The sequence below is a fragment of the Salinarchaeum sp. Harcht-Bsk1 genome, from assembly GCF_000403645.1.
Taxonomy (GTDB): Archaea; Halobacteriota; Halobacteria; order Halobacteriales; family Salinarchaeaceae; genus Salinarchaeum.
Genome location: NC_021313.1, coordinates 336,774 through 361,858, shown reverse-complemented (window position 1 = coordinate 361,858; position 25,085 = coordinate 336,774). Strand labels below are relative to the sequence as shown.

Here is a 25,085-nt window from a genome sequence, read left to right as displayed (position 1 = left end):
GACGGTTCGACGGCTCACGATCGTTCGGTCGGTGCATGCGGGTGTAATCGAATCGCAACGAGTGCGAGTCCAGCCCCGGTGCGGCCCCTCGATTTCACCCGCACAACGGACTGCAACGGTTCGGCCGAGCCGTGCAACGGTCCAAAATCGAGCCACAACTGTTCGCAACGGTCCGCAACGGGCCGGGAGGGTCTTCCCCCTTTACGAGGGAGCGGGGGAGAGGAGTGATCGATGTCAGTGCGCAACTCGACCACCGTGCTGCTCGCGCTGGTCGCACTCGTGGCGCTCGCCCCGATCGTGGGCGTCGTGGGTGCGGCTGATGTGGGCGTCGGCACGCAGGACAGTTCGGCGAACGACGGTGCGGCGACCACCAACGCCTCGACTGGCGCGCAGCTCGCGACGGTCATCCAGGTGACCGACGAGGAGGTCCGCCACGACGTGGAGGTCGGGTCGCTCGAGGCGGAGCTCGACGCGGAGAACGACTCCGAGCGGGCGGCCGCGATCGCGAACCTCTCCGCGACGCTGCAGGACCGGGCGGGCCAGATCGCCGCGGACTACGAGGCGGCGACGATGGCCTACGACGAGGGTGAACTATCGGCGGCCGAGTACGGGCAACGGCTCGCGGTACTCCACGCCCGCGCTGACGCCATCCAGAACGGGTTCGACCGCGTCTCGGTCGCCGCGGCCCAGACCTCGCCCGACGCGCTGGAGGCTGCCGGCTACAACGCCGCCGAAGTCGCGGAGGCCCGTCAGCAGCTCCGGTCGGTCTCCGGAAGCGGCACCGCCGCACTGCTCGCGCAGTTCACCGGGCAGTCCGACGGCGAGTTCTCCGTCGAGACCGAGAACGGCCTCGAAGTCGAGGTCGAGTCCGAGGACGGCGAGTACTCCCGCGGGTTCGAGGGCGAGGAGCCCGAGCACGGTACCTTCGAGGTGAACCGGAGCGAGGCGCAGGCCACGGCCGAGGCGGCGCTGTCCTCGCCTGACGACAACGGGACCTGGACCCTCGACGAGGCCGAGACCGAGGACGACGGGTACTACGAGTTCGAATTCGAGTACCAGGGCCCGTCCTCGAGCGGGGAAGCAGAGGTGAGCGTCGACGCTCGCGAGAACGCGGTCTTCTCGCTGGAGGAGGAGATCGAGCGCGAAGCCGAGGACGACGGTGACGACGAGGAAGACGACGAGTCCGAGGGCGAGCTCACCATCACCGTGGTCGACGGCGACCCCGCCACGGACGACACCGTGACGATCCGCGTCACCGACGCCGAGGGTAACCCCGTCGCTGGCGCCGACGTCGAGGTAGACGACGGTGCGGGCGGCACAACCGACGAGAACGGCACCGTGACGGTGCAGGTCGGCGAAGACGGGTTCGACGTCGAGGTCGAGCACGGCGACAGCGAGGGCGAACTCGAGATGGAGTTCGAGGGCGACGACAGCGACGACTCGTCGGACGACTCGGGCAGTGATGAGGACGACGGCGACGACAGCGACGACTCGTCGGACGACTCGGACAGTGATGAGGACGACGGCGACGACAGCGACGACTCGTCGGACGACTCGGACAGTGATGAGGACGACGGCGACGACAGCGACGACTGATGCGAGCGACGCTACGCGCCGCCGCGACGCTCGCCGCGGTGGCAACGCTGATCGCGCTGGTCGGGGCGACGGGTGCGGTTGCTCAGGACCGTCCTCAGGAGCGGGTGAACGTCGACTTGCAGGCGGACGGTGACGCCATCGTCACCACCGTCTACACGTACGACCTCGAAGACGACGCCCAGCAGCAATCCTTCGCCAACCTCGAGGACGAGCGGGAGAACCTCTCCACCAGATACGAGGCCCGACTCTGGGGCGTCGCAGAAAGCGTGAGCAACGAGACCGGCCGCGAGATGGCGATCCAGGACGTCGAGGCGACGTTCGACCGACGCGACGGCGTCGGGGTCGTCCGGCTCTCAGCGACCTGGACGAATCTCGCTGCCATTGACGGCGACGAACTCGTGCTCTCCGCGCCCTTTGACGACGGCTTCGATTCGGGCCGACCCCTCGTCGTGCGGGCCCCGGAGGGCGAGGAGATCGTCGACACGTCGGTGACGCCCACGGAGCAGGCGGACGGTCAAGCGACGTGGTCGGCGGAAGCGGATCTCTCCGGATTTGAAGTGACGATGACGACGTCCGGCGGCGGTGGCGACGGGCAGCTGGCACCCTCGGCGGTCCTCCCCGGGATCGCGCTCCTCGTCGCGGGCGGACTGCTTGCGGTGCGCCGGCGATCCGCTCGCTGATCGCCGCGGCCTTCCTTTCCACGCGGTCCGTTCCTACGACCCTCCAGAGCCACACGTCCCCCGCCACCAATCGTAAGGACTACCCCCATCCGTGGGCAAGGCTCCGCCAATGGCCAAGGACGTCAAACCCACCCGGAAGAACCTCATGGAGATTGAGGACCGGATCGAGCTCTCCGAGCGTGGGCACGACACCCTCGAGAAGAAGCGCGACGGGCTGATCATGGAGTTCAAGGAGATCCTCGATCAGGCCCAGTCCGTTCGGGAGAACGTCGAGGCCGACTACGAGCAGGCCCAGCAGACCATCGACATGGCTCGCGCCATGGAGGGCGACGTCGCGGTCCGTGGGGCGGCGTCCGCGCTCAAGGACCACCCGGAGATCACGACCGAGGCCAAGAACATCATGGGCGTCGTCGTGCCCCAGATCGAGTCCTCCAGCGTCCAGAAGAGTCTCGACCAGCGCGGCTACGGCGTCCTCGGCACTAGCGCGCGCATCGACGAAACTGCGGCAGCCTACGAAGAACTGATCGAGTCGATCATCCTCGCCGCAGAGGTCGAGACGGCGATGAAGAAGATGCTCGACGAGATCGAGAAGACCAAGCGCCGCGTCAACGCCCTGGAGTTCAAGCTCCTGCCCGAACTCCACGAGAACAAGGAGTACATCGAGCAGAAGCTCGAGGAACAGGAACGCGAGGAGATCTTCCGGATGAAGAAGATCAAGGCGAAGAAGGAAGCGGCAGAGAAGGCCGAAGCCGCTGCTGAGGAGGCAGCCTCCGAGACCGAGGAGGCCGTCGCTGCCGGGACGTCCGATTAGCGTTCGCGCTGCTCCGATTTTCTCTCTTCGCTGCCCCCAGTCGGATCGCCGTCGATCCATCTCCTGGCCCTTTTCACTACCCCTCCCGACTCGGCGAGTATGTCATGTACTCGCTGTGACGAGCCGACCGTCGATCTCGTCGTTCCGGAGTCGCTGCAGCCCTACGCGCAAGGCGCCACTGTCTCGGTCTGCACGAACTGCTTGACCGTCGAAGCTGGGGAGGGAGGCAGCGGTCACGATCTCGACGCGATCAGCGAGGACCTTCCGGAGGGCGACGCCGGCGTGGGTACGCTCCTGCTCGTCGATCTCCTCGACTCGCTGGCGACGAACCGCGCCGACATCGAGGGGCTCATCGACGAGATAGAGGCCGACGGCGCCGACCCGATGCTCGCGCTCGATCGGCTGGCGAACGATCCGGGACTCGACCCGGCAGTCGACATCGATCGGCGGCGGACGCAGCTGGAGCAGCTGGTGTTGTAGTTCCGTACGTCGACGTCGTTCCTCTCTTCACGTCCGTTCCTATTCCTGGCGGTCGTCGTCCGGATGACCCGATACGCTCGGTATAGTATTAATTCGCATAGCATCTCGTTTCCACTCCTCGCCCGACTGTTGTAACGGAAGTTGTCACTCGTGGAATCTGTACTGACCAGATAGTATACCACTACTACCCCGGCCGAAGACGGATTATTACAAACACACATTTGTTGGTAGAGAACAATGTATGTCGACCGACATACCACGGCTCGATCGACGGACAGTGATCAAGGGAGTCGGCGGTGCGGGCGCTGCAGGGGTAGTCGGCGGCCTGGGTCTGTTCGCCTTGAGCGGAACGGTTGCAGCAGCCGACACCAGCCTCGAGGCGTCGAATCCGAGCGCGGTTACGACCGACGACGGCGAGATCCAGTACGTGGCCTTCGGCGGCCGACTCCGCTTCGAGTGGGACGGACTCGACGAGGAAGCCACCTACGGCTGGTACCGGGTCGAATCCCGCGTCAACACGGGTGGTGGCTGGAGCAACTGGCGGAGCCACGGTTCCGACTACGGCGAACTCGGCGCTAACTGGGGCGGTTCCAACGATTACACCCAAGACACTGGGACCGACGGCATCTTCCAGTTCAAGTACGGCGCACCCTACGGACAGCAGAGCTACGCGATCGCTGGCAGTGGCAGCAACCTGCTCGACTCTGCCAACAAGTACGACGTCTCGGTATTTGAGGCCGACTCCGACGGTGGCACGCAGGAGACGGACGTTCACATACGCATGACCTGCCGTGTCTACGATGGCGAACCCGGCAGCGGTGGGAGCGTGCTCATCGAACAGGCCGACGGGGCGACGTTCACGGTGACGGTCAACAACCGGACCGCGATGGCCACGACGGGCGGCGAAATCACGCCAACCGTCGGTGCCGACGAATCGTAGTCCGATTCAGCGGCACTCTTCAGACGGTCTGCCCCTTCACCGCTTCCAGCTTTTCCACTCCTCACGTCCGTTTCTCGCGGCAGGAAGGTCCGGGTGCGAGAATCGAACCTGAGGAAGACGGTCCGACTCGCTCCCTTCGGTCGCTCGTGGGCTGCGTCTTCCAGGGTTCGATTCTCGCCTTCCGGCGTCACCGCTCGTCACTACGTTCCTCGCGGCAGGAAGGTCCGGGTGCGAGAATCGAACCCGCGTCTCAGCCTCCACAAGGCTGAAGGATAACCACTACCCCAACCCGGACGCGCATTCGATTGTACCCCGCGGTGCGGTGTTATAGGTTACGACTGTCCCCGACGCGTGCCACGGATTCCCGTCCGCGATACCACACGCTCGAGCGTCGACCGCGGCTGCGGCAACGGGACGAGTCGCTTTTTGCGCTCCTCCGTCTATCCGCTTCCAACGTGGCGATCACCGACAAGATCTACGTCAAGAACCACCGGCAGCTCTCGAGCCAGCTCGAGACCTCGATCCCGCGTGGTGCCTTCTCCGGCGCGACCCTCGACCTCCTCTTCCAGGGCGACGGGCTGGAGAAACTCGACGAGGCGACGCGCGAGAAGGTGCTGGACTTCGCGCAGGACTTCCTCGATTGTGACTGCGATTCGAATCCCTACTGCGGCTGCCCGGAGGAGAAGTTCCTCGTCTACCTGCTGGAACTGCGAGAAGAGGGGCACTCCCCGGAGGCCATCGTCGACGTCATGTCCGCCGAGTACATGGTCTACGCGTACTCCGGCGACGTCCTATCCTTCCTCGATCGCGCGGTTCGGATTCTGGAGGCCGTCGAAGACCTGGCCGTCGTCGAGGGGAACGACGACGCCCGCCGTCGGGCAGCAGCCGCGATTCGTCGGCTCGAGGGGTAGTCGAGGTTCGGTCCGCTTCCTCGGAGCGACGCACGTCGGAGCGATCCTCCTTCTCGGAGCTGTCTCCAGCGAGACGGCCACCGTAGCCGCCCGCCTCAGCCGAGACGAAAGGGCTCCTCTGACTCACCTCGGTCCTCGTCGAGCTCTTCGAGGTGGATGACGTCGTCGGCGTCCGCCGAGGAATCGAGCTCCTCGCGCAGCGCGGTCACGTACTGCTTGTGCTCGTCGAGCTGCTCGCGGAGGTGTTCGGCCTCGAGTTCGAGGCGCTCGTGTTCGCGAACGAAGCTCTTCGGCACGGTGACCTTCGGCGGGAACTCCGCGGTCGCCTCCTCCGCGCTGTCCCGCACCTCGTGCTCGGGAACGACCTCGACCTGCCCGTCGTGTGCGACCAGCATGTCGACGTAGTCGCGGAACACGGCGGAGAGGGAGATGTCGCGCTCCTCGGCGATCTCCCGCAGGGTCTCGAAGGAGTCCTCGTTGACCCGGAAGGAGATCGTCTTGTTCTTGTTGCCCATGGTGTCATCGATATGGGTAGTGCTCGTACTTAATCGTTCGTCAGACGCGCGTCTAGCGCTTGAGAGGTTCAGCATCGCATACGCAGCAGATCAATTTTCAAATTGTAGCTTAGCATGGATCGCCTTGGAAGCTCATTCGTTTGGCTATGGAGGGCTTCCAGAGAACCGACTAAGGGCCTAATCCTCTTATCTCTAAACTGACCCGTTCACATGCAGCCGTTTTACCGGTCTGTTCTCTCGGTAGTTTCAGGAAGAAATCACGAGGGCTACTGAATACCGGGATACCGAACTGTCCGGACTCCACAAAATATATCTGTAATAAATATGAATTAACTATGGCGACAATGGATTGTGACGGCGACAGATGTACGGTGGATCTGTCTGTCGGACGGCGTCGGTTTCTTTACGGAAGTGCTTCGGCGGGCAGCCTCGCGGTTTCCGGTTGCACAGCATTACCGTCCTCAAGCGATGAGGACGTTGGCGACACGGAAGCTACCGATGCCAATGACGAGTCCCCTTCCGATGACCGGGGCGTCGCCCTATTCGACGCGGCATTGGAAGATCTCCCCGTCACAGCCTACGACTTCAACCCCTTTGTGGATGTCCGGCCTGACAGCAGCCGTGGAGTGTTCGCCCAATGGACGCAGTACCTCGTTGGCGCTGATCGGTTTCACCCACACCTCGTCCAGTCCTGGAGACACAGCGAGGGTCAGCTCAACATGGACCTTGCCGAGGGGTTCACGTGGTCAAATACGGGTGAACCAATCACGGCTGATAACCTCGCGTTCCAGTTGGAGGTCTACGAAGTTGCCGAACACGCCGCGACGAGGTTTGTTCACGATGTGTCCGTATCAGGCGATTTCAAACTCTCTATTTCCTACCCCACGGATCTGAATCCCGACCTTGTAGAGTACACCCTCCTCCCGCTACTCGCAGATATCCCCCCGATTCCTGGGAGGGCCAAGACTGGAGGGACGACCCGAGTGCTGTTGAGGTTACGTCACCTGATGCATCTGGTCCTCTCGCTGTCACCGAATTGAGCCGCGACGATGTGAGGTTCACCGTCCGGAACGACATCAATGAAATCTCCGATCATACACTCGCACGCCACTACAACTGGTCTGGATATGAGGTCAGCTCGGGCTCCAGCGAGGTCAGCGTCTATGACCTCCTCATCGCGGGCGAGAGTGACGGCATTTCCGACCTCTTTACGACATCTGAGACCCGGGAGCAGTTCCCCGAAACGATGCGGGAAATCACGTTTCCGGCGGGCACCGGCCTGGGTCTCTGGTTCGATCCCGACAGCGAGCCCTGGAACCATCGTTCGGCCCGACAGGCGTTGCTCCACGCAATCGATCGGGACGCGGTCCTCGACGAGATAGGCTCATCCACGAGCCTCGTGGATCCGACGCCAACTGGGCTCTCTGCAGCGACCCGTTCGAACTGGTCACTTCCCTCCGACGAGTCGTCGTTTCTCACGTACGACGGCGGGATGCAGCGGGCAGAATCACTTCTGACGGAGATCGGGTACGAGCCTGACGAGCTCGACGTGACGATCGCGTTCCCTGAGCAGGAGACTTCGTGGGGACTCGCTGTGCGGTCGATCGAGGACCAATTCGATGATACGGATTGGACGGTCACCGCCGAGGCGAAGCGAGGAGATCCCGCCGACCTGATCGCTCTCGACGGTGTCGACCTCGTCGCGGCACGGACTGGTCCAGAACCACGAGTGCAGCGCTATCACCCGTTTTTCGCCTTCGAGTTTCTCATCCGTGGCGATCCCGACGCCGACGAACACTTCGCCGGGTACGAGGCCGAGACTGTTGCAGTCGACGATACCGAAATTGACGCGAATGAAGAGCTTTCCCGACTGCGAACAACGGCCTCGCGCGCCGAGCAGCGGCCGATCGCAGAGCGCCTCGCACTGACCGTTAATCGCGATCTCCCGTGTGCGTTCGTATTCGAGGACCGGGTGCAATCGTTCATCGACACCGAGCGGTTCGCAATCCCGGACTCGTCCGAGCATCTCCACTGTCACTGGCCGCAGTGGTGGCTCCCAAAGGTGTCTGAAACGCTGCCCGAGTACGAAACTCCAGGTCTGCTGAAGTACCAGCGGAGCTGATTGAGCACGATCGCAGCTGAGCAAGAGGCTTCATGGGTACTGTATGCCGGGAACCGGTCCCGGCGGAGCGTGTGAGAATCGCGGGGACCTAGGGCGTCGGCGCGGGCTCGCCTTCGATCGTCTCGAGCGCCTCGATGGCGGCCTCGAGGTAGTCGCTGGTGTCGTCACCGTACTCCTCGCGGGCCATCGTGGCGTACTCGCTGGTCTCGTCGTCGAAGGCCTCGATGCGCTCGATGGTGCGCTCGGCGGCCTCGACGACCCAGCGGTCGCGGGTGCCCTCGTCGACGACGGTGATCGACTCCGGTCGTACGGAGACGTTCACCTGGCCCTCCTCGGTCTCGTAGGTCCGGGGCTTCCCAGCGACGGCGACGTACTCGGGAGCTTCGAGCTCCCGGAGCATGGACGCCGCCTCGGGCTGGTACTGCCCGGCGTAGACGAAGAACGTGCCGGAGGGGTCGACGATGCGGCCACGCCAGTACTCGCTGTCGTCGCCGACGTCCTCCTTCTCGGTGAGGGTGCCGACGAAGAACACGCGATTGGCGCGTTCGCCGGTCGGCAAGAGCGCGTAGTTGGGCGCGCGCTCGTCGTCGGACTCCTTGAACGTGTAGCTGGCGTCGTTGAACTCGCGCGCGAAGACGCGGCGGGCGACCTCGCGGGTGGGTGCGCTGGACATTCAGATCGACCTCGCTTTGATGAGCGTCTCCTCGATTCCGTCTGGCGCTCCGAGGCGCTCCATCTCGTCGACGAGCAGGTAGCGCCCGAAGGTTGGCCCGGAGACGCGGTAGTAGCGCCCGAGCACGTCGGTGGTCATCTCCTCGGCGACGACCTCTGTGTCGAGGGCGTCCATGGCCATGTCCTTGGCCTCCTCCAGCTCGATGCCGGTGAGGTCCTCGGTGGCCTCCTGGTTGAAGATGACCTCGCGGGCCTCGTTGCCGTCGTCGAGAACGCCCTTGATGCGGAGGTCGAACTCGCCTTCGACGTCGCCGTGCTCCGAGCACCGCCCGTTCTGGAGGACGCGGGTGCAGTCCTCCTCGGGACAGCGCTTGATCAGGCCGGAGCCGGACTGGACGTCGATGAGGGCGCCCTCGATCTCCTCGGAATCGTCGCCGACCTCGATCTCCTCGTCGAGTGGCTGGATCGTGGTCGTGCGATTCAGTTTGACGGAGAACTGGCCCTCGTACTCGTCGGTGACGACGTTGCCGAGCCGGTAGGACTGGCCCTCCTCGAGTTCCTCGAGGTCGGAGGTGTCCCACTTCGTGAACTTGATCGTGCCGGATGGGTCGCCCAGCAGCCCGACCTGTGCGATCGAGTCGCTGCGGGGTTCCCAGAGGTCGGCGACCGTCGCCTCGACGGTCACCCACTCCTCGGGGGCGTCGATCGCCGCGAGTTCGACGAGGTCGCTGGACCCGCCAGCGACGTCCTCGCGCTCGATGCCTGCTTCCTCGCGATACGTGCTCTCGACGCTGCGTCGGGCTTCCTCGACGGGGACCGCGTACTGCTCGACGAGCGTCTCGAGTCGTTCCTGTACCTCCTCGACGTCGACATCGAGGTGATCCTCAAATCGGTCGCGGATTTCCTCCGCGTGCTGGCGTAGATCTGCCATGGTTGCGTTCGCCTCCTCTTGTGTTTGGGGTGGGAGGCACGCAGGGCTAGGTCGCTATCGTACTTAAACCAGAGGCATGCTCGGCGGAAGTGAAGCGAGAGCGTTCGACCATCCGAGCTCCTCGAATTTGGGTGCCTACAAAAATACCCACTACGGGGGCGCGGTCAGTAGTCGTACTCGCTCTCGACGGTCAGTTCGGCCTCGAGGTCGTCAACCCGGAGTTCGAAGACGCCATCCTCGACGTGGTGAGGCGTGTCCGGTCCGACGACGCCGAGCTCCTCGCCGGAGAGTTCCAGCGTGACGGTCGCCGTGTCGCCAGCGTCGACCTCGACGCGCTGGAAGCCTTTGAGTTCACGAATCGGGGTGACGCGCGTGCTCCACTCGTCGGTCACGTACAGTTGGACGACCTCACTGCTCGCCCGGTCACCGACGTTCTCGACGGTGACCTCGACGTCGACGGTCTCGCCAGGGCCGATCGCATCGGCGGACAGCGAGAGGCCGGTCGTCTCGATCTCGGAGTAGCCGAGTCCGTGACCGAACTCGAACAGTGGGTCGTAGGAGTCGGTGTGCTCGTCGTCGCCGATCGGGCGCGGGTGGCGGAGGTAGTTGAAGTACGTGGGCAGGTGGCCACTCGACTTCGGAATGGATACCGGAAGCCGGCCCGCGGGCTCGATCTCGCCGGTCAGCGCTTCGGCGACGACCTCGCCGCCCTCGCTGCCAGGGAAGTAGGTCATCATCAGCGCGTCGAGGTGCTCGGCCATCCACGGGATGGCGAGTGGTCGGCCGGTGACGAGCAAGCCGATCGTCGGCGTACCGGTCTCCTGGATCGCCTTCACCAGTTCGATCTGGGGATCGGGCAGTTCGAGTTCCGTCCGCGTCGGGAACTCCCCGGTTGGGTGGCCAGCGTCCTGCTGGGGCCCGAACTCGTGGATGTACCAGTCTTCGCCGACGGCGACGACGGCCACGTCGGCCTCGGCGGCCTTCTCGGCGGCGGCTTCGACGTCGTCGTACTCGGCGACGCCGGCGCCGCGCTCGTACGTGATCTCCGCGTCGGTGACGGACTCGAGCCCCTCGCGGATCGTCTTGCCGGGCACGCCCTCCTCGTCCATGATCGACCAGCCGCCGATCTGGGCGATGAGGTCGTCGGCGTTCGGACCGCCTACGAAGATCTCGTCGGGATCGTCCAGGGGCAGGACGTCGCCGTCGTTCTGGAGCAGGGTGATGGACTTCTGGATGCTCTCGCGGGAGAGCTGGACGTGTTCCTCGTCACGGAGCGTCGCTTCTGCCTCCTCGGGATCGGCGGTCTCGCCCTCGAAGAGTCCGAGTTCGAACTTCGCGCGGAGCACGCGACGGACGCTCTCGTCGATGCGGTCCTCGGAGAGTTCGCCGGACTCGACGAGGTCGACCGTGTGCTCGGCGTGACGGCCCATGCCGACGGAGATGACGTCGAGACCGGCCTGCCGGGTCAGCCGCGAACTCGCCTCGTCGTCGGGCGTAACTTTGTGGTCGTTCTGCAGGTGATCGACGCCGCCCCAGTCCGAGACGACGTGGCCGTCGAAGCCGAGTTCCTCACGGAGGAGTTCGGTGAGGAAGCGTCGGGAGCCGTGGACTGCCTCGCCGTCGATCGAGTTGTAGCAGGGCATCACGGACCAGACGTCTGCTTCGACGGCTGCCTCGAAGGAGGGGAGGAAGACCCGACGGAGCGTAGAGTTCGAGATCTCGACGGGTGCGGCGTCTTCGCCGCGACGCGGTTCACCGTAGGCCGGGAAGTGCTTGGCAGTGGCGATGACGGACTCGTCGTCGACGTTTCCGTGCTCGCCCTGGAGGCCAGTGACTTCGGCACCGATCAGTTCCTTCACTAGGTAGGGGCTCTCGCCGTAGGTCTCGTGGGCACGGCCCCAGCGGGGGTCGCGGCCAACGTCGCAGGTCGGACCGTAGTTCTGGTGGATCCCGGTTGCACGAAGTTCGCGGCCGGTGACTTCGCCGGCGCGTTTCGTCAGTTCAGTGTCCCACGTCGCGGCCATCCCGAGTCCGTTCGGGAAGGTCGTCGCGCCCTTGACGTAGGCGTGGCCGTGTACGGCGTCGGCGTTGAACAGCAGCGGAATCCCGAGGCGCGTCTCCTCGCGGGCGTACTCCTGCAGCTCCCGGGCGACCTCGGCACACTCGTCCGGGGTCCAGTAGAACGCGCCGCCCCAGCCGAAGGGCGCGACGGACCCGAGGTGGTGCTCGTCGACGAGCTCCTTGGCTTCGTCGACGTCGCGTCCCCGCTCGAAGTTGCCGAGCGGCATCCCTACCAGCTGGCCGGCTTTCTCCTCGAGCGTCATCCGGTCGAGGAGGTCGTCGATCCGCGCTTCGGTCGACAGCGAGGGATCCTCGTAGGGATGCCTCGCCTCGGATTCTGACATGGCTGTGAGGAGATACCACTGGGTAAAAAGGCTTTCTTGCTAACGCGAGTGAATCCATTACTGGCCGTGTCATTGCGGGTACCTCACGACGGGATGGGGTAGTCTCCTCGGCCGGCGAGCCGCCATCTGGTAGCCACGCGTACCCACCATCTTTTGGGGGTGCCGCGCTACGTGCCGCTCATGAGCGAGTGGTCACGATGACGGACGCGGACGATCCGGAACCCAACGGGGATGCGGCCACGCCGCGGGACTCCACGGACGCAGAAGACGCGGAACGTGAACCATCCACCGACGAGGAGTCCGGATCCAGCGGATTCCTCGGGAACATCAAGAACGCACGCAGCCAGCTCGGGGACGCGAAAGACGCCTTCTCGAACGCCCGCAGCGCCGGGTCCCTCCCGACGGACGAGGAGGGGCGCGTTCGGCTCGTCTGCAGGCGCTACGAGGAGCGACGGCTCGCACCGCTTGACGACAAGGGTCGGCCCTCCTGTTACGAGGCTGGCAACGAGGACTGTGAGGATTGCGTCGAGGCCGTGCGCGAGGGTAGCGTCGAGACCTGGTGAACCGTCCGTCTAGACCGATCTCGCCGATACGCCCTAGCTCCGCGTCCGGCCGCCGTCGATGGGAATCGTCGCGCCCGTGACGAAGCTGGCCCGCTCGCTCGCCAGGAACGCAACGACGTCGCCCAGCTCCATTGGGTCGCCGATCCGGTCGAGCGGGATCGGTGCGGCCCAGTCAGTCAGTCCCTCCTCGTAGCTGTCGTACTCGCCGCGATCGAGCGCCTGCTCGATCAGCTCCTCGATACGGGGCGTCTCGTGGGCGCCCGGCATCACGACGTTGGCACGGATCCCCGGCGCCCACTCTCGTGCGACCGTGTCGATCGTGCCGACGACCGCGCGCCGGACTGCGTTCGAGAGTACGAGCCCGTCGATCGCCTCCTGTACGCTGGTCGACGTGATCGAGGTGATCGAGCCCGCGTCGCTCTCGACGAGATGGGGGTGGGCGGCACGCAGCGTCCAGACGTGACTCATCACGAGCGTGTCGTAGGCCTGGTACCAGTCCCGATCCTCCATGTCGAGGAAGGAGCCGCTCGGGACGCCACCCGCGGAGGTCACGACGTGGTCGATGCCGCCGTACGCCTCGGCGGTCGTCTCCACGAGCGCGCGTACCTCGTCGGGATCCGTGACGTCGACCTGCCGAGCCATCACGTTGCCTGCGGCGTCGGCTTCGATCGTCTCCTTCGCCTCGTCGAGTCGCGACTCGGTGCGTCCGCAGATCGAGACGTTCGCGCCCTCGCGTGCGAGGGCGTGTGCACTCGCGAGGCCGAGGCCACTCGTGCTCGCCGTGACCAGTGCAGCGTTGCCGTCGAGTCCGAGGTCCATGCAGAGTCAATCGGTGGCCCGTCCCATATCTTTCCGGGTCGCGGGGGTTCCGCGCAGACCGCGCTCTCGCCCCGGCCGATCGTGGAGCGTCAGCCTTACCGAAGGCCGGATCCGAGGCGAGTGCATGCAGTCGCCGTGCGTGACGGTTCCGCGAACCGAGGGCGAGGCGGTCAGGCAGCGCCTCGAGGCGGCCGACCTCCTCGATCACGATCGCCAGATCGCCGTCGAGGGCGACGCCATCTTCGTTCCCGTCATGGATCCCGGCGCCATCCCGGACGACCTCGACGTCGTCGATCACGCCACCGGCGAGCGCGACACCCAGACGGTCCCGAACGACCTCGTCGAGTTCGAGGCAAGCTACGAGCGCATCGGCGACGTCGTCGTGGTCGACGAGGACGATCCCGAGCGAGCGCGGGCCCTCGCCGACGCGATCGTGGACTCGGACATCCCTGTCGAGACGGTCCTCAACCGCGCCTCGAAAATCGAGGGCGAACTGCGGGTCCGCGAGTGGGAGGTCCTCCACGGCGACACGACAGAGACCGTCCACCGCGAGTACGGCTCTGAGTACCTCGTCGACCTCGCCGAGGTGTTCTTCTCGCCGCGTCTCGCGACCGAGCGCCACCGCGTTACCGAACAAGTCGAAGCGGACGAACACGTGTTCGACATGTTCGCCGGCGTCGGGCCGTTCGTGATCCCGGCCGCGAAGCGCGGTGCGACGGCCGTCGGCGTCGACAAGAACCCGGTCGCGATCGAGTACCTCCGCGAGAACGCCGAGCGCAACAGCGTCGCAGAATCGGTGACTGCTCTCGCCGCGGACGTCCGCGAGACGACGGATGGGTACGGCGACTGGGCCGACCGACTCGTGATGAACCTCCCACACAGTGCCGACGAATTCCTCGAGACGGCGATGTTGCTCGCCGGCGACGAGTGCGTCCTCCACTTCTACGATATCCAACACGAGGACGATCCGTTCGGCCCCGGGACCGAGGCGATCGAGGCTGCCGCCGACGCTGCCGGCTACGAGGTCGACGTCGAGACCGAGCGCGTCGTCCGTTCCTACGCGCCACATGAGGTGAACGTCTGTCTCGACGTTCGCCTCCGCCGTCGGTGAGCCCGCACGGAGTTTCGGAACCCTTAACTCTCGAACTTGGATACCAGTGAGTGCACGCCGGTGTAGCTCAGACTGGCTAGAGCGAATCCTTCGTAAGGATTAGGCCGAGGGTTCAAATCCCTCCACCGGCTTCCTGCTGTCTCCGTCCCGGCGACGACTGACGTGATTATTCTGAGTCACCGCCGTTCGATTCCCACGATCAGCGAGACCGCTACGCTCCCAATTTATTGAGCAGCAGTCGAGACTACGTGACGAATGACTGCGTTCACGTCCGTCGAAGCGACCACGCTCCTGTCGGGGACGTCCGAGTGGATGGGAACCGAGGAGGCGGCAGCGCTCGCCCACCACCCGCTGGAGTCCATCGAGACAGAGTTTCCCCACTACGTCGGGTCGGTCGACGCCCCCGACGACGAGGTCCAGCCGAAAGCCGACCACCCGGTCTTCTACGGCTGCTTCGACTGGCACTCCGCGGTGCATAGCCACTGGGCGCTTGTCCGGCAGCTCCGACTGTTCGAGGACCACCCAGAACGGGAGCGGATCGTGGCGTCGATCGACGACCGTCTCACGCCGGCGGCGATCGAGGCCGAGGTCGGCTACTTCGAGGAACACCCAACCTTCGAGAAGCCCTACGGCTGGGCGTGGTTGCTACAGCTCGCCGCGGAGCTGTCGCTGTGGGACGACGACCTCGCCGATGGGTGGCAATCCACGCTCGCGTCGCTGGAGGAGCAGATTCGTGCGCTCGTCGAATCCGAGTTTCTCACACAGGACGAGCCGTTCCGCGTCGGCACGCACCAGAACACGGCGTTCGCGCTCGGCCTGGTCCTCGATTACGCGCGGACGGTGGCGGACGAGTCGCTCGCGAGTGCCGTCGAGGACGCTACGCGGGGCTTCTACCTCGACGATCGCTCCTATCCGGTCGAGTACGAGCCACTGGGCTGGGACTTCCTCTCGCCGGCGCTCGCGGAGGCCGACCTCCTACGCAGGGTTCTCGCTCCCGACGAGTTCGCCGCCTGGGTCGACGACTTCTTCCCCGATCTGACGATCGAGCCCTACGATTCGATTCTCGATCCGATCGAGGTCGACCCGGATCCCGACGACGGCCTCGCCCTCCACTTCGTCGGGCTGAACGTCTCGAAGGCGTGGGCCCTCGCGGGGCTGGCCTCGACGCTCGAGGCGCACCCCTATTCCGGTCTGTTCGATCGGAGTGCACAGCGCCACGCCGAGGCCGGCCTCGAGGTGGCTTTCACCGACGACTACGCCGGCGCACACTGGCTCTCCTCGTTCGTGCTCTATCTGCTCACCAGGGACGAGGGCGGCATCGCACCGGCGCGATAGCGACCTGCGGCAGAAGGCGATCCGAGTTGACGATTACTGGCGATCCGCGACGTCGACGACGTGCTCTGCGTCCATCGAAATCCACGCCGTCGTCGCACCCCGACGCTCCAGTTCGTCCCGCTCCGCGACGGTGACGACGTCGTCGGAGGCGATCGTCACGACGCGCTGTCGGTCTGGATCGGTGGCCGGCCCCGGGTCGCTCCCCCATTCGATTTCCTCTTCCCCCGGATACGCATCGCTCCCCTCTGGCATGTACCTGTGTCCATGCGTTCCGTGATTATCAAACGGTAGTGGCGGTTTCAGAACGCGAAGTAGCCTCCGTCGGTGGGTTCGGTCGCGCCCAGCGGCAGTCAGGGCACTCCGACTGCCCCGACCGTGGCGTCGCTGGACCTCGCGTGCTCGCACGAGTGATCGCTCCACCGCGTCTCACTCGGCCGGGCCGAGTCGCCACACCGTCCCGCCGTTCGCGCCACTCCCGAGTGCGTAACATTCGCCCTCGCCGTCCTGCCCGAACGCGTACAGCGACTCGACGGAGGCTCCATCGATCGCGATCGTCCGAATCGGCCAGGTCGACCCTCCCTCGCCGGGCGCTGAAGCGAACAGTTTGCCCCGCGGAGCGAAGTCACCGAACACGTAGACGCCGCCGAGGCCGTCGATTGCTGCCCCGCGGTAGACGTGACCGCCGATGACCGAGACGCCCGTGACCTCCCCGCCGCTGTGTGGGTACTCGACGACTGGATCGAGCAGTGGTTCGCCGCCTCGGACGTCGTCCGGCGTCCTCGAGGGGCAGGACTCCGTCTGGAAGCAGTGCGCACCCTCGCGGACGTTCCAGCCATAGTTCCCACCGGCCTCGACCAGGTTCACCTCTTCGTAGCTCGATTGGCCGACGTCGGCGACGTAGAGATCGGTACCGTCGCCGCCGGCGTCGAAGGAGATCCGCCAGGGGTTCCGGAATCCCCAGGCGTAGTGTTCGTCCCGGCCGGCCTCTCCGACGAGCGGGTTGTCGTCCGGAATCGCGTACGGATCGCCACCGTCGATATCGAGGCGGAGGAGGCTCCCGAGGAGGTTCTCGGTCACGTCCTGGCCGTTCCCGCCCGCGACCTCGCCGTACCAGTCGTCGACGTGGCCGGCGCCCTGGTCGTCGCCAGCGCCACCGTCGCCGACCGGGACGTAGAGGTATCCGTCGGGCCCGAACGCGAGGTCACCGGCGTTGTGATTGCTCTGGGGTTCGGGAATCTCGAGAATCGTCTGCTCGCTCTCGCGACGGAACGAGGTGCCGTCCTCGGTCGCCTCGAAAGACGCGAGCACGAAGGTGTGGTCGTATCCGTCGGGCGTGCCCTCGCGTGACGGCGCGCTGTATCGGACGAACGCCTGCCGATTGCTCGCGAACTCGGGGTGCAAGGCGAGTCCGAGCAGGCCGCGTTCGCCGCCCGCGACGATCGGCTCTCGAAGGTCGAGCACTGGCGAATCGAGCAGCGAACCGCTCCCGTCGAGTGCCAGGATCCGACCGCCCTGCTCGAGCACGTACGCGCGTTCGGAATCGGGTGAGAATTCGATGCCAACCGGTGCCTGGAGGCCGTCAACGAGCGTATCGAGGGCGATCGAGTCCGGGACGTTCTGCAGTGGCACCTCCGCGTCGGTCCCGTCGTCGCTTCCATCCTGTCCACCACCGGCCCCGTCCGGTGCGCCGTCGCCCGTTCCGTCTCCATCGTCGTTGCTCTCCGTCCCGTCGTCTGTGCCGATACAGCCGGCGATGCCGACGGCTGCGCCCCCGAGGAAGAGTGCTCTCCGGCGCGTCACGGACTCGTCCATGCCGCTCTTGTTGGGCATACCGACTCCTAATTCCTCGCCTGTTCGGCGGGCCGGACCGCCGACTCGTGGATCATACGTCGCGAAAAAGCAAGGAGCGCCACCACCAGGGCTCGAACCTGGGACAACCACGTTAACAGCGTGGTGCTCTACCAACTGAGCTATGGCGGCCCGCTGCAGGCACAAATAGCCCGGAAGCATTTGATTAGGCTTTCGCTTTCCCCGGATTACGCCAGGGCGTAGCACGGTCTGCCCCGGACACCCCACCTCGGACCGACCGGAACCCTTTCGGCCCAGACAGGTGAACGCTCGGGCGAGATGGACGACCTCGACGCCGTGCTCGACCGGGCACGGGAACTCGTCACACCGGACGAGGCCGAACGCTCGGCACTCGCGACGGCGACCGAGCGGCTGTGCGAGCGCGCCGAACGCGCCATCGCGGACCGCGAGGTCGAGGCCGAGATCGCGCTCGTGGGCTCGACTGCCAGATCGACCTGGCTGCCCGGCGAGCGTGACGTCGACGTCTTCCTGCAGTTCCCGGCGGACCTCGGTCGCGAATCCCTGGAAGAACACGGACTCGCGGTCGGCCACGCGGTCCTCGGAAACGGCCACGAGGAGTACGCCGAGCACCCGTACGTCACCGGGACGGTCGCCGAAGGCTCCCTCGACGCGATCGCCGTCGACGTCGTCCCATGTTACGACCTCGAGGACGCGACGGAGATACGATCCGCCGTCGATCGCACGCCGTTCCACACCGAGTACGTCCAGGATCGCCTCGACGACGACCTCGCGACCGAGGTCAGACTCGCCAAGGCGTTCGCGACCACGATCGGCATCTACGGGAGCAACCTCCGCACCCGCGGCCTCTCCGGTTACCTCACCGAGTTGCTCGTCCTGGTGTACGGCGGGTTCCGTGGCCTGCTCGAGGCGGCTGCCGACTGGCAACCGCCGGTGGTCCTCGACCCCGTCGATCACGGCACCGCCACGTTCGACGATCCGCTCGTGGTCATCGATCCCACCGATCCCGAGCGGAACGTCGCGGCGGTCTGCTCGGCGGCGAACGTCGCGCGGCTCCAGCACTACGCCCGCGAGTTCCTCGACGACCCGGATCCGGCCTACTTCGAGACGGAGAAGGTCCCACCGAGCGAGGTGCCGGCGATCACGGCGGAGGGGCTCTGCGAACACGTCGAGCGCAGGGATACCACGCCCGTGGCGATCAGGTTCACTGCGCCGGACCTCGTCGACGATGACCTCTATCCGCAGCTTCGGGCGTCGCTGGGCGGCGTCGTCGGACTCCTCGAGCGCAAGGGCTTCGACGTCCTTCGCTCGACGACCGCCGTCGCCGAGGGCGAGGCGATCCTCCTGGTCGAACTCGAGGTCACTCACCGACCGGCCGTCGAGCGCCACGAAGGACCGCCCGTCCAGGTCCGCGAGCACGCCGACAACTTCTACGACGCCTACGCGGACGATCCCGACGTCTACGGCCCGTTCGTCGAGGAGGATCGGTACGTGGTCGAACGACCACGCGAGGCGACGAACGCGATCGACCTCCTCGACGGCGACTCGCTCTTCGACGTGCGACACGGCGCCGGCGTCGAGCGACGCCTCCAGAGCGAGTACGAGGTGCTGGTCGGCGACGACCTCGTCGACTTGCTCCCGGCGTTCGCCGATCCACTCGCGGAGTACTTCGACCCGAGTCCGTGAGCGGTCGCCGCGGACCGCTCCGCGAATCGTCACTCAGTCGCCCCGCACCGCCTGGTGTGCCGTCGCGATCGCGTCGATCCGGGACCGGACGGCCTCGCTCGGCTCCTCGTCGGGCTCCACCGGCTGGTAGCCGTCACAGACCTCGTGGACGGTGCGCACGGACTCGGCGAGCACGTCGAGTCCGTAGCCGCCCTCGAGCACGAATCCGAGGCCTGCACCGACGTCGTCCGCGATCGACCGCGCGAGCGTCGCCAGCCAGCCGTAGCCCTCCGTCGAGACGCTCATCCGCGAGATCGGATCGTGGCGGTGGGCGTCGAAGCCCGCGCTGATCAGGAAGCAGTCCGGCTCGACTCGTTCGAGTGCGGGTCGGACCAGCGACTCTATGGCGAGGCCGTACGCGGCGTCACCAGCGCCCGGGGGCATCGGGACGTTGAGGGTCGCGCCTGCTCCGGCTCCGGTGCCGGTCTCGTTGCTGTCCCCGGTGCCCGGGTAGATGCCCTCCTCGTGGATGGAGGCGAAGAAGACGTCGTCGCGATCGTAGAACAGGTCCTGCGTACCGTTGCCGTGGTGGACGTCCCAGTCGAGAATGGCGACGCGGTCGGCACCGGCTTCGAGGGCGGTCTGGGCGGCGATCCCGGCGTTGTTCACGAAGCAAAATCCCATCGCGTCGTCGGCCACGGCGTGGTGGCCTGGCGGTCGGCCGATCGAGAATGGCGTGTCGCGGCCGTCGTCGCCGGCCATCACGCGCTCGGCGGCCCAGCGTGCCAGTCCGGCGCTCTTCAGGATCGCGTCCCACGTTCCGTGGACGACGACGGTGTCGGGATCCCACTCGCCGCCGCCGTCTTCGCAGAACGACTGTAGTTCCTCGACGTAGTCGGGGTCGTGGAGCTCCCGCACGGCGTCGAGGTCGATCGGATCTGCGTCGACGTACTCCACGCCGTGCTGGCGTTTCAGTCCCTCGCGAATCGCCCGGAGACGGTCCGGCGACTCCGGGTGCCGCCGCCCTGGATCGTGCTCGAGACAGAGGTCGCTGTACCCAAACTGCATCTCACGTGGCGTCGAACAGCGCGAAGTAGGTCTCGACGTCCTCGGCTTTCACCGTCCGGCGATCGGCGTGCCGGGCGAGGATCGCCGCCGCTTCGGCGACGTTGTCTGCGTAGTCCTCGAGGATGTCGGCGAGTGCGATGCGGGCGTCCATGGAGACGCGGTACTGCCCGTCGATCTTCAGACGGGCGATGCGATCGACCGGCGCGACGGGTAGCTCCAGCGCGTTCTTGTCGATCGTCGCCTCGACGCCGAAGTCCTCCGCCATCAGCGTCTTCCGCCCGTCTGCCGTCGCGTGCTCGGCCGCGTCCACGGCGAGGTCGGCACCGCGGTCCTCGACTCGTCTGGCGAGCTCCTCGGCGGCCTCCGCGCTCACCCGGAGGTCGCCGGCGTTCCGTCGAATGATCGTATCGACTGGTGCGAAGGGGAGCTCGACGCTCATACCTGCTTTCGGGGGAGCGCTGCCGTTAACGTTTTGCTCTGCGTGGCGTTCAGATGCTCTCCGTCTGGCTCGTCCCGCGAGCGAGGATCGCTGCACTCGCGACCAGCCGACGGAGTATCGCTCGTCGTCCTCGGAACGCGAGAGCGGTCAGAAGACGTCGGCGGCGGCGATCCGGTCGTCCTCGACGCCCTCGCCCCGGACGGTGATTTCGTCGCCGAGGTGGATGTCGGCGTCTGCGTCGACGCGGACCGTTTGCTCGCCGTCGTCGAGGATGATCGGATCGCCAGCCTGGACCACGACGCCGGTGAACTCGACAGTCTCGCCAACGGCGACGACCGCGTCGTCGTCGGCGTCGTCGACCGACTCCGAACTGGTGCCCCGTTGGGCGCCCGGCCCCTCTGCGGTCGCGTCCGCTGCCTCGGCCACCGGTCGTTCCGCGCCGCTGGATTCGGCGTCGTCCGTCGCGCCCTCGCTCGCCGCTTCGTCGCCACTGTCGCCCGAGCCGTCGTCTCCGAAGGCCGAGAGGTCCGCGTCGCCGTCGGCGGTCCCGCCGCCACCTGCGGGGAGGCCGTCGTCGCGCTCGAGCACCGTCACCGCTGCCTGCCAGCCTGCAGATGCTTCGAGGTCGTCCTGCCAGCCGTCCTGGATCTCCACGTCCGCAAGCGCGAGTTCGTCACCCGGTGAGATGTCGAGGTCCGCCTTGTCGCCCCAGAGGGCCACGCGAATGTCTCCCGAGTCGTCCTGGACGCGAACGTTTCGGACCTGGCCCTCGGACCCGTCGTCCCTGTCGAAGGTGCGTTTGGGATCGGCCGAACGGACGACGCCGACGAGGTCGACCTGCTGGTCGATCTCGACCTCGCCGATCGGCGTCGAGTCCGGTTCGTACTCGACCGACTCGTCGATTTCCTCGACTGCGCCACGTTCGCCGACGTGGAGTTCGAGGTCGCCGTCGCGCTCGCGAACGTAGCCGTCGACGACCTCGACGGAGGTGCCGGGTTCGAGTTCCTCGGCGCGATCGGCCATGCCGTCCCAGAGCGTCGCCCGGATGCGCCCCGAGGGATCGCCGAGTGCGAGATTGGAGACCTTCCCCTCCGAGCCGTCGTCGCGGTCGAAGGTACGGACGGACTCGGTGTCGAGTACGAGGGCCTCGACGTTGACGTCCGACCGGCCCAGCGTCAGGTCGTCGATGCTGGTCGTGCCCTCCAGATCGACGTCGACCTCGACGCCTGGATCCGGTTCTGCCTTGTCGACGTTCACTTCCAGGCCCCGGTAGCCCTCGGCGGGCCGGCCAGCGATCCGGACGACGTCGCCTCGTTCCATCCGCTCGGCGGCGTCGGTGGCGAGTGCGTCCCAGAAGGCGACCCGGATCTGCCCGGTCTCGTCGGCTACCTCGGCGTTGAGTACGCGGCCCTCGTTGGACTGTTCGTCCTGGGCTGCTCCCTCCTCGCGGGCAGCCGGTTCCTCCTCTGCTTCGGTTTCGTCGACGTCGTCGTTCTCACTCCCGTCGTCGTCTCGCTCGAAGGTCTTCAGTTCGCCCACGGAGACGACCTTCGCGACGAACTTGACCTCCTCCATGCCCGCTTCGATCTCCGCGACGCCCTCGACTTCGCCGCCGTCCTCGTCGAGTTCGTGCGCGACGAGCATCGCCGCGGTCTCCTCGTCCGCGAGTCCCCCCATCCGCTCGACGCGTTCCTCGACCGCGTCGCGGAACTCCGCTAACTCCACGTCGGCCTCGAGGTCCTCGTGGATCTCCTCGATGACGCCCATTCTATCGCTCAGCATGGTAGGCCGCCGTTTAAGCGTTGTCGTTGGCGCGGAATCGCCGCGCTGGCTGTCGGTTTTCGACTCGCGTCGACTGACGATCGTCGCCGGGGGTTCGTCGGTACACGGGCCCGGCTTGCCCCGGCTTCCGACAAGAAGGTGTGGCCCGCGAATCGATCGCGCCGGTGCTCGAAGGGCTCCCCGCTAGTCGAGTTCGCAGGAATGCTCCTGGCCGCCGACGTGGCGCACCTGCACTCCGTCGATGGCGTCCACGTTCGTCACGCCGATCGTGGCTCTGTACGAGATTTCTGCAATACACTGGGCGCAGACTCCGTCGCGAGGAGTGACGTCGACGGTCACCCGGAGCTGACCGTTCTCGATCGACGCGTCCGTGAGTACCGCGTCGTGGCATGGCGTCGACGCCGACAGCGTTCCTTGCACCACGACGTCGTGATCGTCGACGCGCGCCGACGCTTCGGACGTGTCCTGACCGTCACAGGTCGTGGAGGTCGTTTCGATCGACTGCTCGCCGATCGCCGGTGTTTCGCAGGGATCCGAACAGCCCCCACTTCCGCCGTTGGTGACGTTTCCACTGTCGTTCGTGACGTCACTGCCGGAATCGCCGTCGGTAGCGTCGGAATTCGAGTCGCCGTCGCTATCGTCCGACCCGTCGTCGCCACGCGAGAGACATCCCGCCACTCCGGCGGCACTGGCGGCTGCAACGGTCGAGAGGACCGTGCGTCGCTTCATACACTCAATTCGTTCCCCACTCAAAAGGGAGTACCGAACGTTCAAACGAGTCCTTCACCCACGCCGGCACCGATTCGTAACTCCTTTAGTGCGCTCTGCTCCTATCATAGAATGAGTTCTGGTAGGGTAGTGGACTATCCTCCTGGCCTGCGGAGCCGGGGACCGGAGTTCAAATCTCCGCCAGGACGCTCACTTCGTTCGTTACACTCACTACGTTCACGTCCTGGCGTGCCCTGCGCTCGCTCCGCTCGCGCAGGACTCCGCCAGGACGCTTCTGCGATTCGACGACGCTGAGCGGCGTGAACCGTCTGCCTGCAGAAGTCACCCTCACCGGACCTGCGTACGATAATTCTAGCCCCCGCAGGCGGACGGCCGAGTGAGCCGATTTGTCCGCTGTTCACGATTCGGTCCGGGGGTCTCCATCTGACCCCAACGCCGAGCGATGCCGCTGACGCTGCCTGTAGCTATTGCTTCGACGGCAGCGGCGATCGAGGAGCCGTGAGAACAGTCAGATCCGGGTGGTCACTGGGCCGCCCGGTATTCACCGAACTGCACGCCGATCGCGAGGCAGATGAGCCCGAAGATCGCCATCGACGGGGCGACCATCATCATCGTCGTCCGGAACGTCATGAAACCCATTCCCAGCAGTCCACCGATGCCGACGACGATCACGGCGAGGAACGCGACGGCGGTCGTGACTGCGTTGAATTCGACCATGATCGGTGGAAGGCGCTCCGACCTAAAAATACCGGGCGTATCGGTGTGACTGGCCGGAAAGACGGGATCGCATCGTCGGGTGCGATTAGGCTGATTCCCCGCTCGGGCGGATGACGCCCGCGAGCGAGACGACGAGGCCGAGGAGCCAGCCCAGTGGGATGGAGATGCCCAGCCACATCAGGACGTAGCTGAATCCCTCGAGTTCGAAGGCGTCGCGAATCTGCTCGTTGAGTCCACCGACGAACAGGACGTTGTCCAGTAGCCAGATCGCGAGGTCCTCGCTCCGTGGGAAGAGTGCGTCACCGACCACACCCGAAAAGAGCGCGGCGACGATCGGCGGCAGGAAGATGGCCGTCATCGCCGCTGGATAGGCGATGCCGATGGTCAATCCCCGGCCACCGTAGCGCGTGCAGAGCGCCGCGATCCCCGCCGATATCGTGGCGACGCCGCCCGCCGCGGCGACGGCGACGAATCCATTCCAGGAGAGTCTGAAGTGTGCTGCGATCGCGAGGCCGCCCCAGACGACGGCGGCGACGAGCACCACGCCAAGGATGCCGATACCTGCGATCATCGTGTCGATGCGACGGGAGTAAAAGCGCGTGACGACGCCGAAGAGGGCGAGCGGATAGAGGATCCCGACCATGAGGATGCCGAGCGCGCCCCAGATCTTGTAGAGGATCTGCCCGGAGGTCGTGTTCGGGGTCCATCGACCGAGGACGGAGTGCGCCTGCCGCTGGCGGGGGAAGATCAGCTCCATCCACGTGTCGTGGAGCCGTCGGAGGTCGATCTTGACCCCGTCGAGGACGCCGCCGCGCGCAGAGCCGGCTGCCATACTAACTGCCTGCGCGCCGCCGGGAATTGAATGTTGGGGAACGACGGCGGAATCCTGCTCGCCGAGGTGGGGATCGGTAAGCCGAACGTACCACCGATCGTGCCACCGGTCGTAGCACCGACCGTGCTGCCGAGC

General features: G+C 65.9%; 25 protein-coding genes and 4 tRNA genes. 14 read left to right on the top strand and 15 right to left on the bottom strand.

The genetic code is table 11. From position 1 onward, the window contains the following. Positions 1–231 precede the first annotated feature (231 nt). From L593_RS15825 to L593_RS01775, 5 genes are all read left to right on the top strand, one after another. On the top strand, positions 232–1,596 hold the full coding sequence (locus L593_RS15825; protein WP_049893764.1) for an Ig-like domain-containing protein: 1,365 nt from the start codon (positions 232–234) through the stop codon (positions 1,594–1,596). Further along, complete coding sequence (locus L593_RS01790) at positions 1,596–2,276, top strand: DUF4897 domain-containing protein (RefSeq protein WP_020445200.1); 681 nt, start codon at positions 1,596–1,598, stop codon at positions 2,274–2,276. The genes L593_RS15825 and L593_RS01790 overlap by 1 nt, the downstream gene beginning before the upstream one ends. Before the next feature lie 109 nt (positions 2,277–2,385). Beyond that, positions 2,386–3,087: a V-type ATP synthase subunit D gene (locus L593_RS01785; protein WP_020445199.1), complete on the top strand. Its 702-nt coding sequence runs from the start codon at positions 2,386–2,388 to the stop codon at positions 3,085–3,087. Positions 3,088–3,186: 99 nt separating this feature from the next. After that, a complete protein-coding gene (locus L593_RS01780) occupies positions 3,187–3,567 on the top strand; it encodes a DUF6276 family protein (RefSeq protein WP_020445198.1) in 381 nt (126 codons plus the stop codon). Between the two features lie 241 nt (positions 3,568–3,808). After that, complete coding sequence (locus L593_RS01775) at positions 3,809–4,507, top strand: hypothetical protein (protein WP_020445197.1); 699 nt, start codon at positions 3,809–3,811, stop codon at positions 4,505–4,507. Between the two features lie 222 nt (positions 4,508–4,729). Here L593_RS01775 and L593_RS01770 read toward each other — a convergent pair. Continuing rightward, positions 4,730–4,801, bottom strand: a tRNA-His gene (locus L593_RS01770). Positions 4,802–4,962: 161 nt separating this feature from the next. Here L593_RS01770 and L593_RS01765 point away from each other — a divergent pair. Beyond that, positions 4,963–5,418, top strand: a complete 456-nt coding sequence (locus tag L593_RS01765) for a DUF5814 domain-containing protein (protein WP_020445196.1) — start codon at positions 4,963–4,965, stop codon at positions 5,416–5,418. 95 nt (positions 5,419–5,513) lie between these two features. Here L593_RS01765 and L593_RS01760 read toward each other — a convergent pair whose 3' ends face one another. Beyond that, complete coding sequence (locus L593_RS01760; RefSeq protein ID WP_020445195.1) at positions 5,514–5,933, bottom strand: ribbon-helix-helix protein, CopG family; 420 nt, start codon at positions 5,931–5,933, stop codon at positions 5,514–5,516. A 344-nt stretch (positions 5,934–6,277) separates the two neighbouring features. On the opposite strand from L593_RS01760, the gene L593_RS15820 reads away from it, so the two are divergent. After that, positions 6,278–6,973, top strand: a complete 696-nt coding sequence (locus L593_RS15820) for a hypothetical protein (protein WP_187292630.1) — start codon at positions 6,278–6,280, stop codon at positions 6,971–6,973. An 11-nt stretch (positions 6,974–6,984) separates the two neighbouring features. Next, positions 6,985–8,055, top strand: coding sequence for an ABC transporter substrate-binding protein (locus tag L593_RS01750; protein ID WP_049893760.1), 1,071 nt, complete (start codon positions 6,985–6,987; stop codon positions 8,053–8,055). A gap of 88 nt (positions 8,056–8,143) precedes the next feature. Here L593_RS01750 and L593_RS01745 read toward each other — a convergent pair whose 3' ends face one another. From L593_RS01745 to L593_RS01735, 3 genes are all read right to left on the bottom strand, one after another. Continuing rightward, a complete protein-coding gene (locus L593_RS01745; protein ID WP_020445194.1) occupies positions 8,144–8,728 on the bottom strand; it encodes an RPA family protein in 585 nt (194 codons plus the stop codon). Next, complete coding sequence (locus tag L593_RS01740; protein ID WP_020445193.1) at positions 8,729–9,658, bottom strand: replication factor A; 930 nt, start codon at positions 9,656–9,658, stop codon at positions 8,729–8,731. A 164-nt stretch (positions 9,659–9,822) separates the two neighbouring features. Further along, positions 9,823–12,063 (bottom strand): glycoside hydrolase family 3 N-terminal domain-containing protein, encoded by a 2,241-nt coding sequence (locus L593_RS01735; protein WP_020445192.1) that lies wholly within the window; start codon positions 12,061–12,063, stop codon positions 9,823–9,825. Positions 12,064–12,260: 197 nt separating this feature from the next. Here L593_RS01735 and L593_RS01730 point away from each other — a divergent pair, with 197 nt between their 5' ends. After that, a complete protein-coding gene (locus tag L593_RS01730; protein WP_081638733.1) occupies positions 12,261–12,626 on the top strand; it encodes a hypothetical protein in 366 nt (121 codons plus the stop codon). Between the two features lie 33 nt (positions 12,627–12,659). Here the strand turns inward: L593_RS01730 and L593_RS01725 are convergent, their stop codons facing one another. Further along, positions 12,660–13,445 carry an SDR family oxidoreductase gene (locus L593_RS01725; protein WP_020445190.1) on the bottom strand — a complete coding sequence of 262 codons (786 nt, stop codon included), beginning with the start codon at positions 13,443–13,445 and terminating at the stop codon, positions 12,660–12,662. 124 nt (positions 13,446–13,569) lie between these two features. Here L593_RS01725 and L593_RS01720 point away from each other — a divergent pair, with 124 nt between their 5' ends. The 3 genes from L593_RS01720 to L593_RS01710 all read left to right on the top strand — a co-directional run bounded on the left by L593_RS01720 (position 13,570) and on the right by L593_RS01710 (position 15,891). Next, entirely contained in the window at positions 13,570–14,556 is a 987-nt protein-coding gene (locus L593_RS01720; RefSeq protein ID WP_020445189.1) for a class I SAM-dependent methyltransferase family protein, read from the top strand. Between the two features lie 56 nt (positions 14,557–14,612). Next, a tRNA-Thr gene (locus tag L593_RS01715) sits at positions 14,613–14,687 on the top strand. Positions 14,688–14,811: 124 nt separating this feature from the next. Then, positions 14,812–15,891, top strand: a complete 1,080-nt coding sequence (locus L593_RS01710) for a DUF2891 domain-containing protein (RefSeq protein ID WP_020445188.1) — start codon at positions 14,812–14,814, stop codon at positions 15,889–15,891. Positions 15,892–15,924: 33 nt separating this feature from the next. On the opposite strand, the gene L593_RS01705 is transcribed toward L593_RS01710, so the two are convergent. The 3 genes from L593_RS01705 to L593_RS01695 form a co-directional block, all read right to left on the bottom strand. Next, a complete protein-coding gene (locus L593_RS01705) occupies positions 15,925–16,143 on the bottom strand; it encodes a hypothetical protein (protein ID WP_020445187.1) in 219 nt (72 codons plus the stop codon). A 174-nt stretch (positions 16,144–16,317) separates the two neighbouring features. Continuing rightward, positions 16,318–17,721: a sorbosone dehydrogenase family protein gene (locus L593_RS01700; protein ID WP_081638620.1), complete on the bottom strand. Its 1,404-nt coding sequence runs from the start codon at positions 17,719–17,721 to the stop codon at positions 16,318–16,320. A 77-nt stretch (positions 17,722–17,798) separates the two neighbouring features. Then, positions 17,799–17,871, bottom strand: a tRNA-Asn gene (locus tag L593_RS01695). Positions 17,872–18,018: 147 nt separating this feature from the next. On the opposite strand from L593_RS01695, the gene cca reads away from it, so the two are divergent. Then, positions 18,019–19,404, top strand: coding sequence for a CCA tRNA nucleotidyltransferase (gene cca, locus L593_RS01690; RefSeq protein ID WP_020445185.1), 1,386 nt, complete (start codon positions 18,019–18,021; stop codon positions 19,402–19,404). A 33-nt stretch (positions 19,405–19,437) separates the two neighbouring features. Here the strand turns inward: cca and L593_RS01685 are convergent, their stop codons facing one another. The 4 genes from L593_RS01685 to L593_RS01670 all read right to left on the bottom strand — a co-directional run bounded on the left by L593_RS01685 (position 19,438) and on the right by L593_RS01670 (position 23,401). Beyond that, a complete protein-coding gene (locus L593_RS01685) occupies positions 19,438–20,451 on the bottom strand; it encodes a histone deacetylase (protein ID WP_020445184.1) in 1,014 nt (337 codons plus the stop codon). 1 nt (position 20,452) lies between these two features. After that, entirely contained in the window at positions 20,453–20,890 is a 438-nt protein-coding gene (locus tag L593_RS16470) for a histone family protein (RefSeq protein ID WP_020445183.1), read from the bottom strand. Between the two features lie 147 nt (positions 20,891–21,037). Further along, entirely contained in the window at positions 21,038–22,657 is a 1,620-nt protein-coding gene (locus L593_RS01675; RefSeq protein WP_020445182.1) for a single-stranded DNA binding protein, read from the bottom strand. 198 nt (positions 22,658–22,855) lie between these two features. Then, a complete protein-coding gene (locus L593_RS01670) occupies positions 22,856–23,401 on the bottom strand; it encodes a hypothetical protein (protein WP_020445181.1) in 546 nt (181 codons plus the stop codon). A gap of 115 nt (positions 23,402–23,516) precedes the next feature. Here L593_RS01670 and L593_RS01665 point away from each other — a divergent pair. Then, positions 23,517–23,589, top strand: a tRNA-Arg gene (locus L593_RS01665). Positions 23,590–23,923: 334 nt separating this feature from the next. On the opposite strand, the gene L593_RS01660 is transcribed toward L593_RS01665, so the two are convergent. Both L593_RS01660 and L593_RS01655 read right to left on the bottom strand, forming a co-directional pair. Beyond that, complete coding sequence (locus L593_RS01660; RefSeq protein ID WP_020445180.1) at positions 23,924–24,118, bottom strand: hypothetical protein; 195 nt, start codon at positions 24,116–24,118, stop codon at positions 23,924–23,926. 85 nt (positions 24,119–24,203) lie between these two features. Continuing rightward, complete coding sequence (locus tag L593_RS01655) at positions 24,204–24,950, bottom strand: hypothetical protein (RefSeq protein ID WP_020445179.1); 747 nt, start codon at positions 24,948–24,950, stop codon at positions 24,204–24,206. Between the last annotated feature and the right edge of the window lie 135 nt (positions 24,951–25,085).

Excerpts from the sequence above, each read along its gene's own strand:
- L593_RS15825 (WP_049893764.1), top strand. The coding sequence starts at position 232 with ATGTCAGTGCGCAACTCGACCACCGTGCTGCTCGCGCTGGTCGCACTC.
- L593_RS01790 (WP_020445200.1), top strand. The coding sequence starts at position 1,596 with ATGCGAGCGACGCTACGCGCCGCCGCGACGCTCGCCGCGGTGGCAACG.
- L593_RS01785 (WP_020445199.1), top strand. The coding sequence starts at position 2,386 with ATGGCCAAGGACGTCAAACCCACCCGGAAGAACCTCATGGAGATTGAG.
- L593_RS01780 (WP_020445198.1), top strand. The coding sequence starts at position 3,187 with ATGTCATGTACTCGCTGTGACGAGCCGACCGTCGATCTCGTCGTTCCG.
- L593_RS01775 (WP_020445197.1), top strand. The coding sequence starts at position 3,809 with ATGTCGACCGACATACCACGGCTCGATCGACGGACAGTGATCAAGGGA.
- L593_RS01760 (WP_020445195.1), bottom strand. The coding sequence starts at position 5,933 with ATGGGCAACAAGAACAAGACGATCTCCTTCCGGGTCAACGAGGACTCC.
- L593_RS15820 (WP_187292630.1), top strand. The coding sequence starts at position 6,278 with ATGGATTGTGACGGCGACAGATGTACGGTGGATCTGTCTGTCGGACGG.
- L593_RS01745 (WP_020445194.1), bottom strand. The coding sequence starts at position 8,728 with ATGTCCAGCGCACCCACCCGCGAGGTCGCCCGCCGCGTCTTCGCGCGC.
- L593_RS01740 (WP_020445193.1), bottom strand. The coding sequence starts at position 9,658 with ATGGCAGATCTACGCCAGCACGCGGAGGAAATCCGCGACCGATTTGAG.
- L593_RS01735 (WP_020445192.1), bottom strand. The coding sequence starts at position 12,063 with ATGTCAGAATCCGAGGCGAGGCATCCCTACGAGGATCCCTCGCTGTCG.
- L593_RS01730 (WP_081638733.1), top strand. The coding sequence starts at position 12,261 with ATGACGGACGCGGACGATCCGGAACCCAACGGGGATGCGGCCACGCCG.
- L593_RS01725 (WP_020445190.1), bottom strand. The coding sequence starts at position 13,445 with ATGGACCTCGGACTCGACGGCAACGCTGCACTGGTCACGGCGAGCACG.
- L593_RS01720 (WP_020445189.1), top strand. The coding sequence starts at position 13,570 with ATGCAGTCGCCGTGCGTGACGGTTCCGCGAACCGAGGGCGAGGCGGTC.
- L593_RS01710 (WP_020445188.1), top strand. The coding sequence starts at position 14,812 with ATGACTGCGTTCACGTCCGTCGAAGCGACCACGCTCCTGTCGGGGACG.
- L593_RS01705 (WP_020445187.1), bottom strand. The coding sequence starts at position 16,143 with ATGCCAGAGGGGAGCGATGCGTATCCGGGGGAAGAGGAAATCGAATGG.
- L593_RS01700 (WP_081638620.1), bottom strand. The coding sequence starts at position 17,721 with ATGCCCAACAAGAGCGGCATGGACGAGTCCGTGACGCGCCGGAGAGCA.
- cca (WP_020445185.1), top strand. The coding sequence starts at position 18,019 with ATGGACGACCTCGACGCCGTGCTCGACCGGGCACGGGAACTCGTCACA.
- L593_RS01685 (WP_020445184.1), bottom strand. The coding sequence starts at position 20,451 with ATGCAGTTTGGGTACAGCGACCTCTGTCTCGAGCACGATCCAGGGCGG.
- L593_RS16470 (WP_020445183.1), bottom strand. The coding sequence starts at position 20,890 with ATGAGCGTCGAGCTCCCCTTCGCACCAGTCGATACGATCATTCGACGG.
- L593_RS01675 (WP_020445182.1), bottom strand. The coding sequence starts at position 22,657 with ATGGGCGTCATCGAGGAGATCCACGAGGACCTCGAGGCCGACGTGGAG.
- L593_RS01670 (WP_020445181.1), bottom strand. The coding sequence starts at position 23,401 with ATGAAGCGACGCACGGTCCTCTCGACCGTTGCAGCCGCCAGTGCCGCC.
- L593_RS01660 (WP_020445180.1), bottom strand. The coding sequence starts at position 24,118 with ATGGTCGAATTCAACGCAGTCACGACCGCCGTCGCGTTCCTCGCCGTG.
- L593_RS01655 (WP_020445179.1), bottom strand. The coding sequence starts at position 24,950 with ATGGCAGCCGGCTCTGCGCGCGGCGGCGTCCTCGACGGGGTCAAGATC.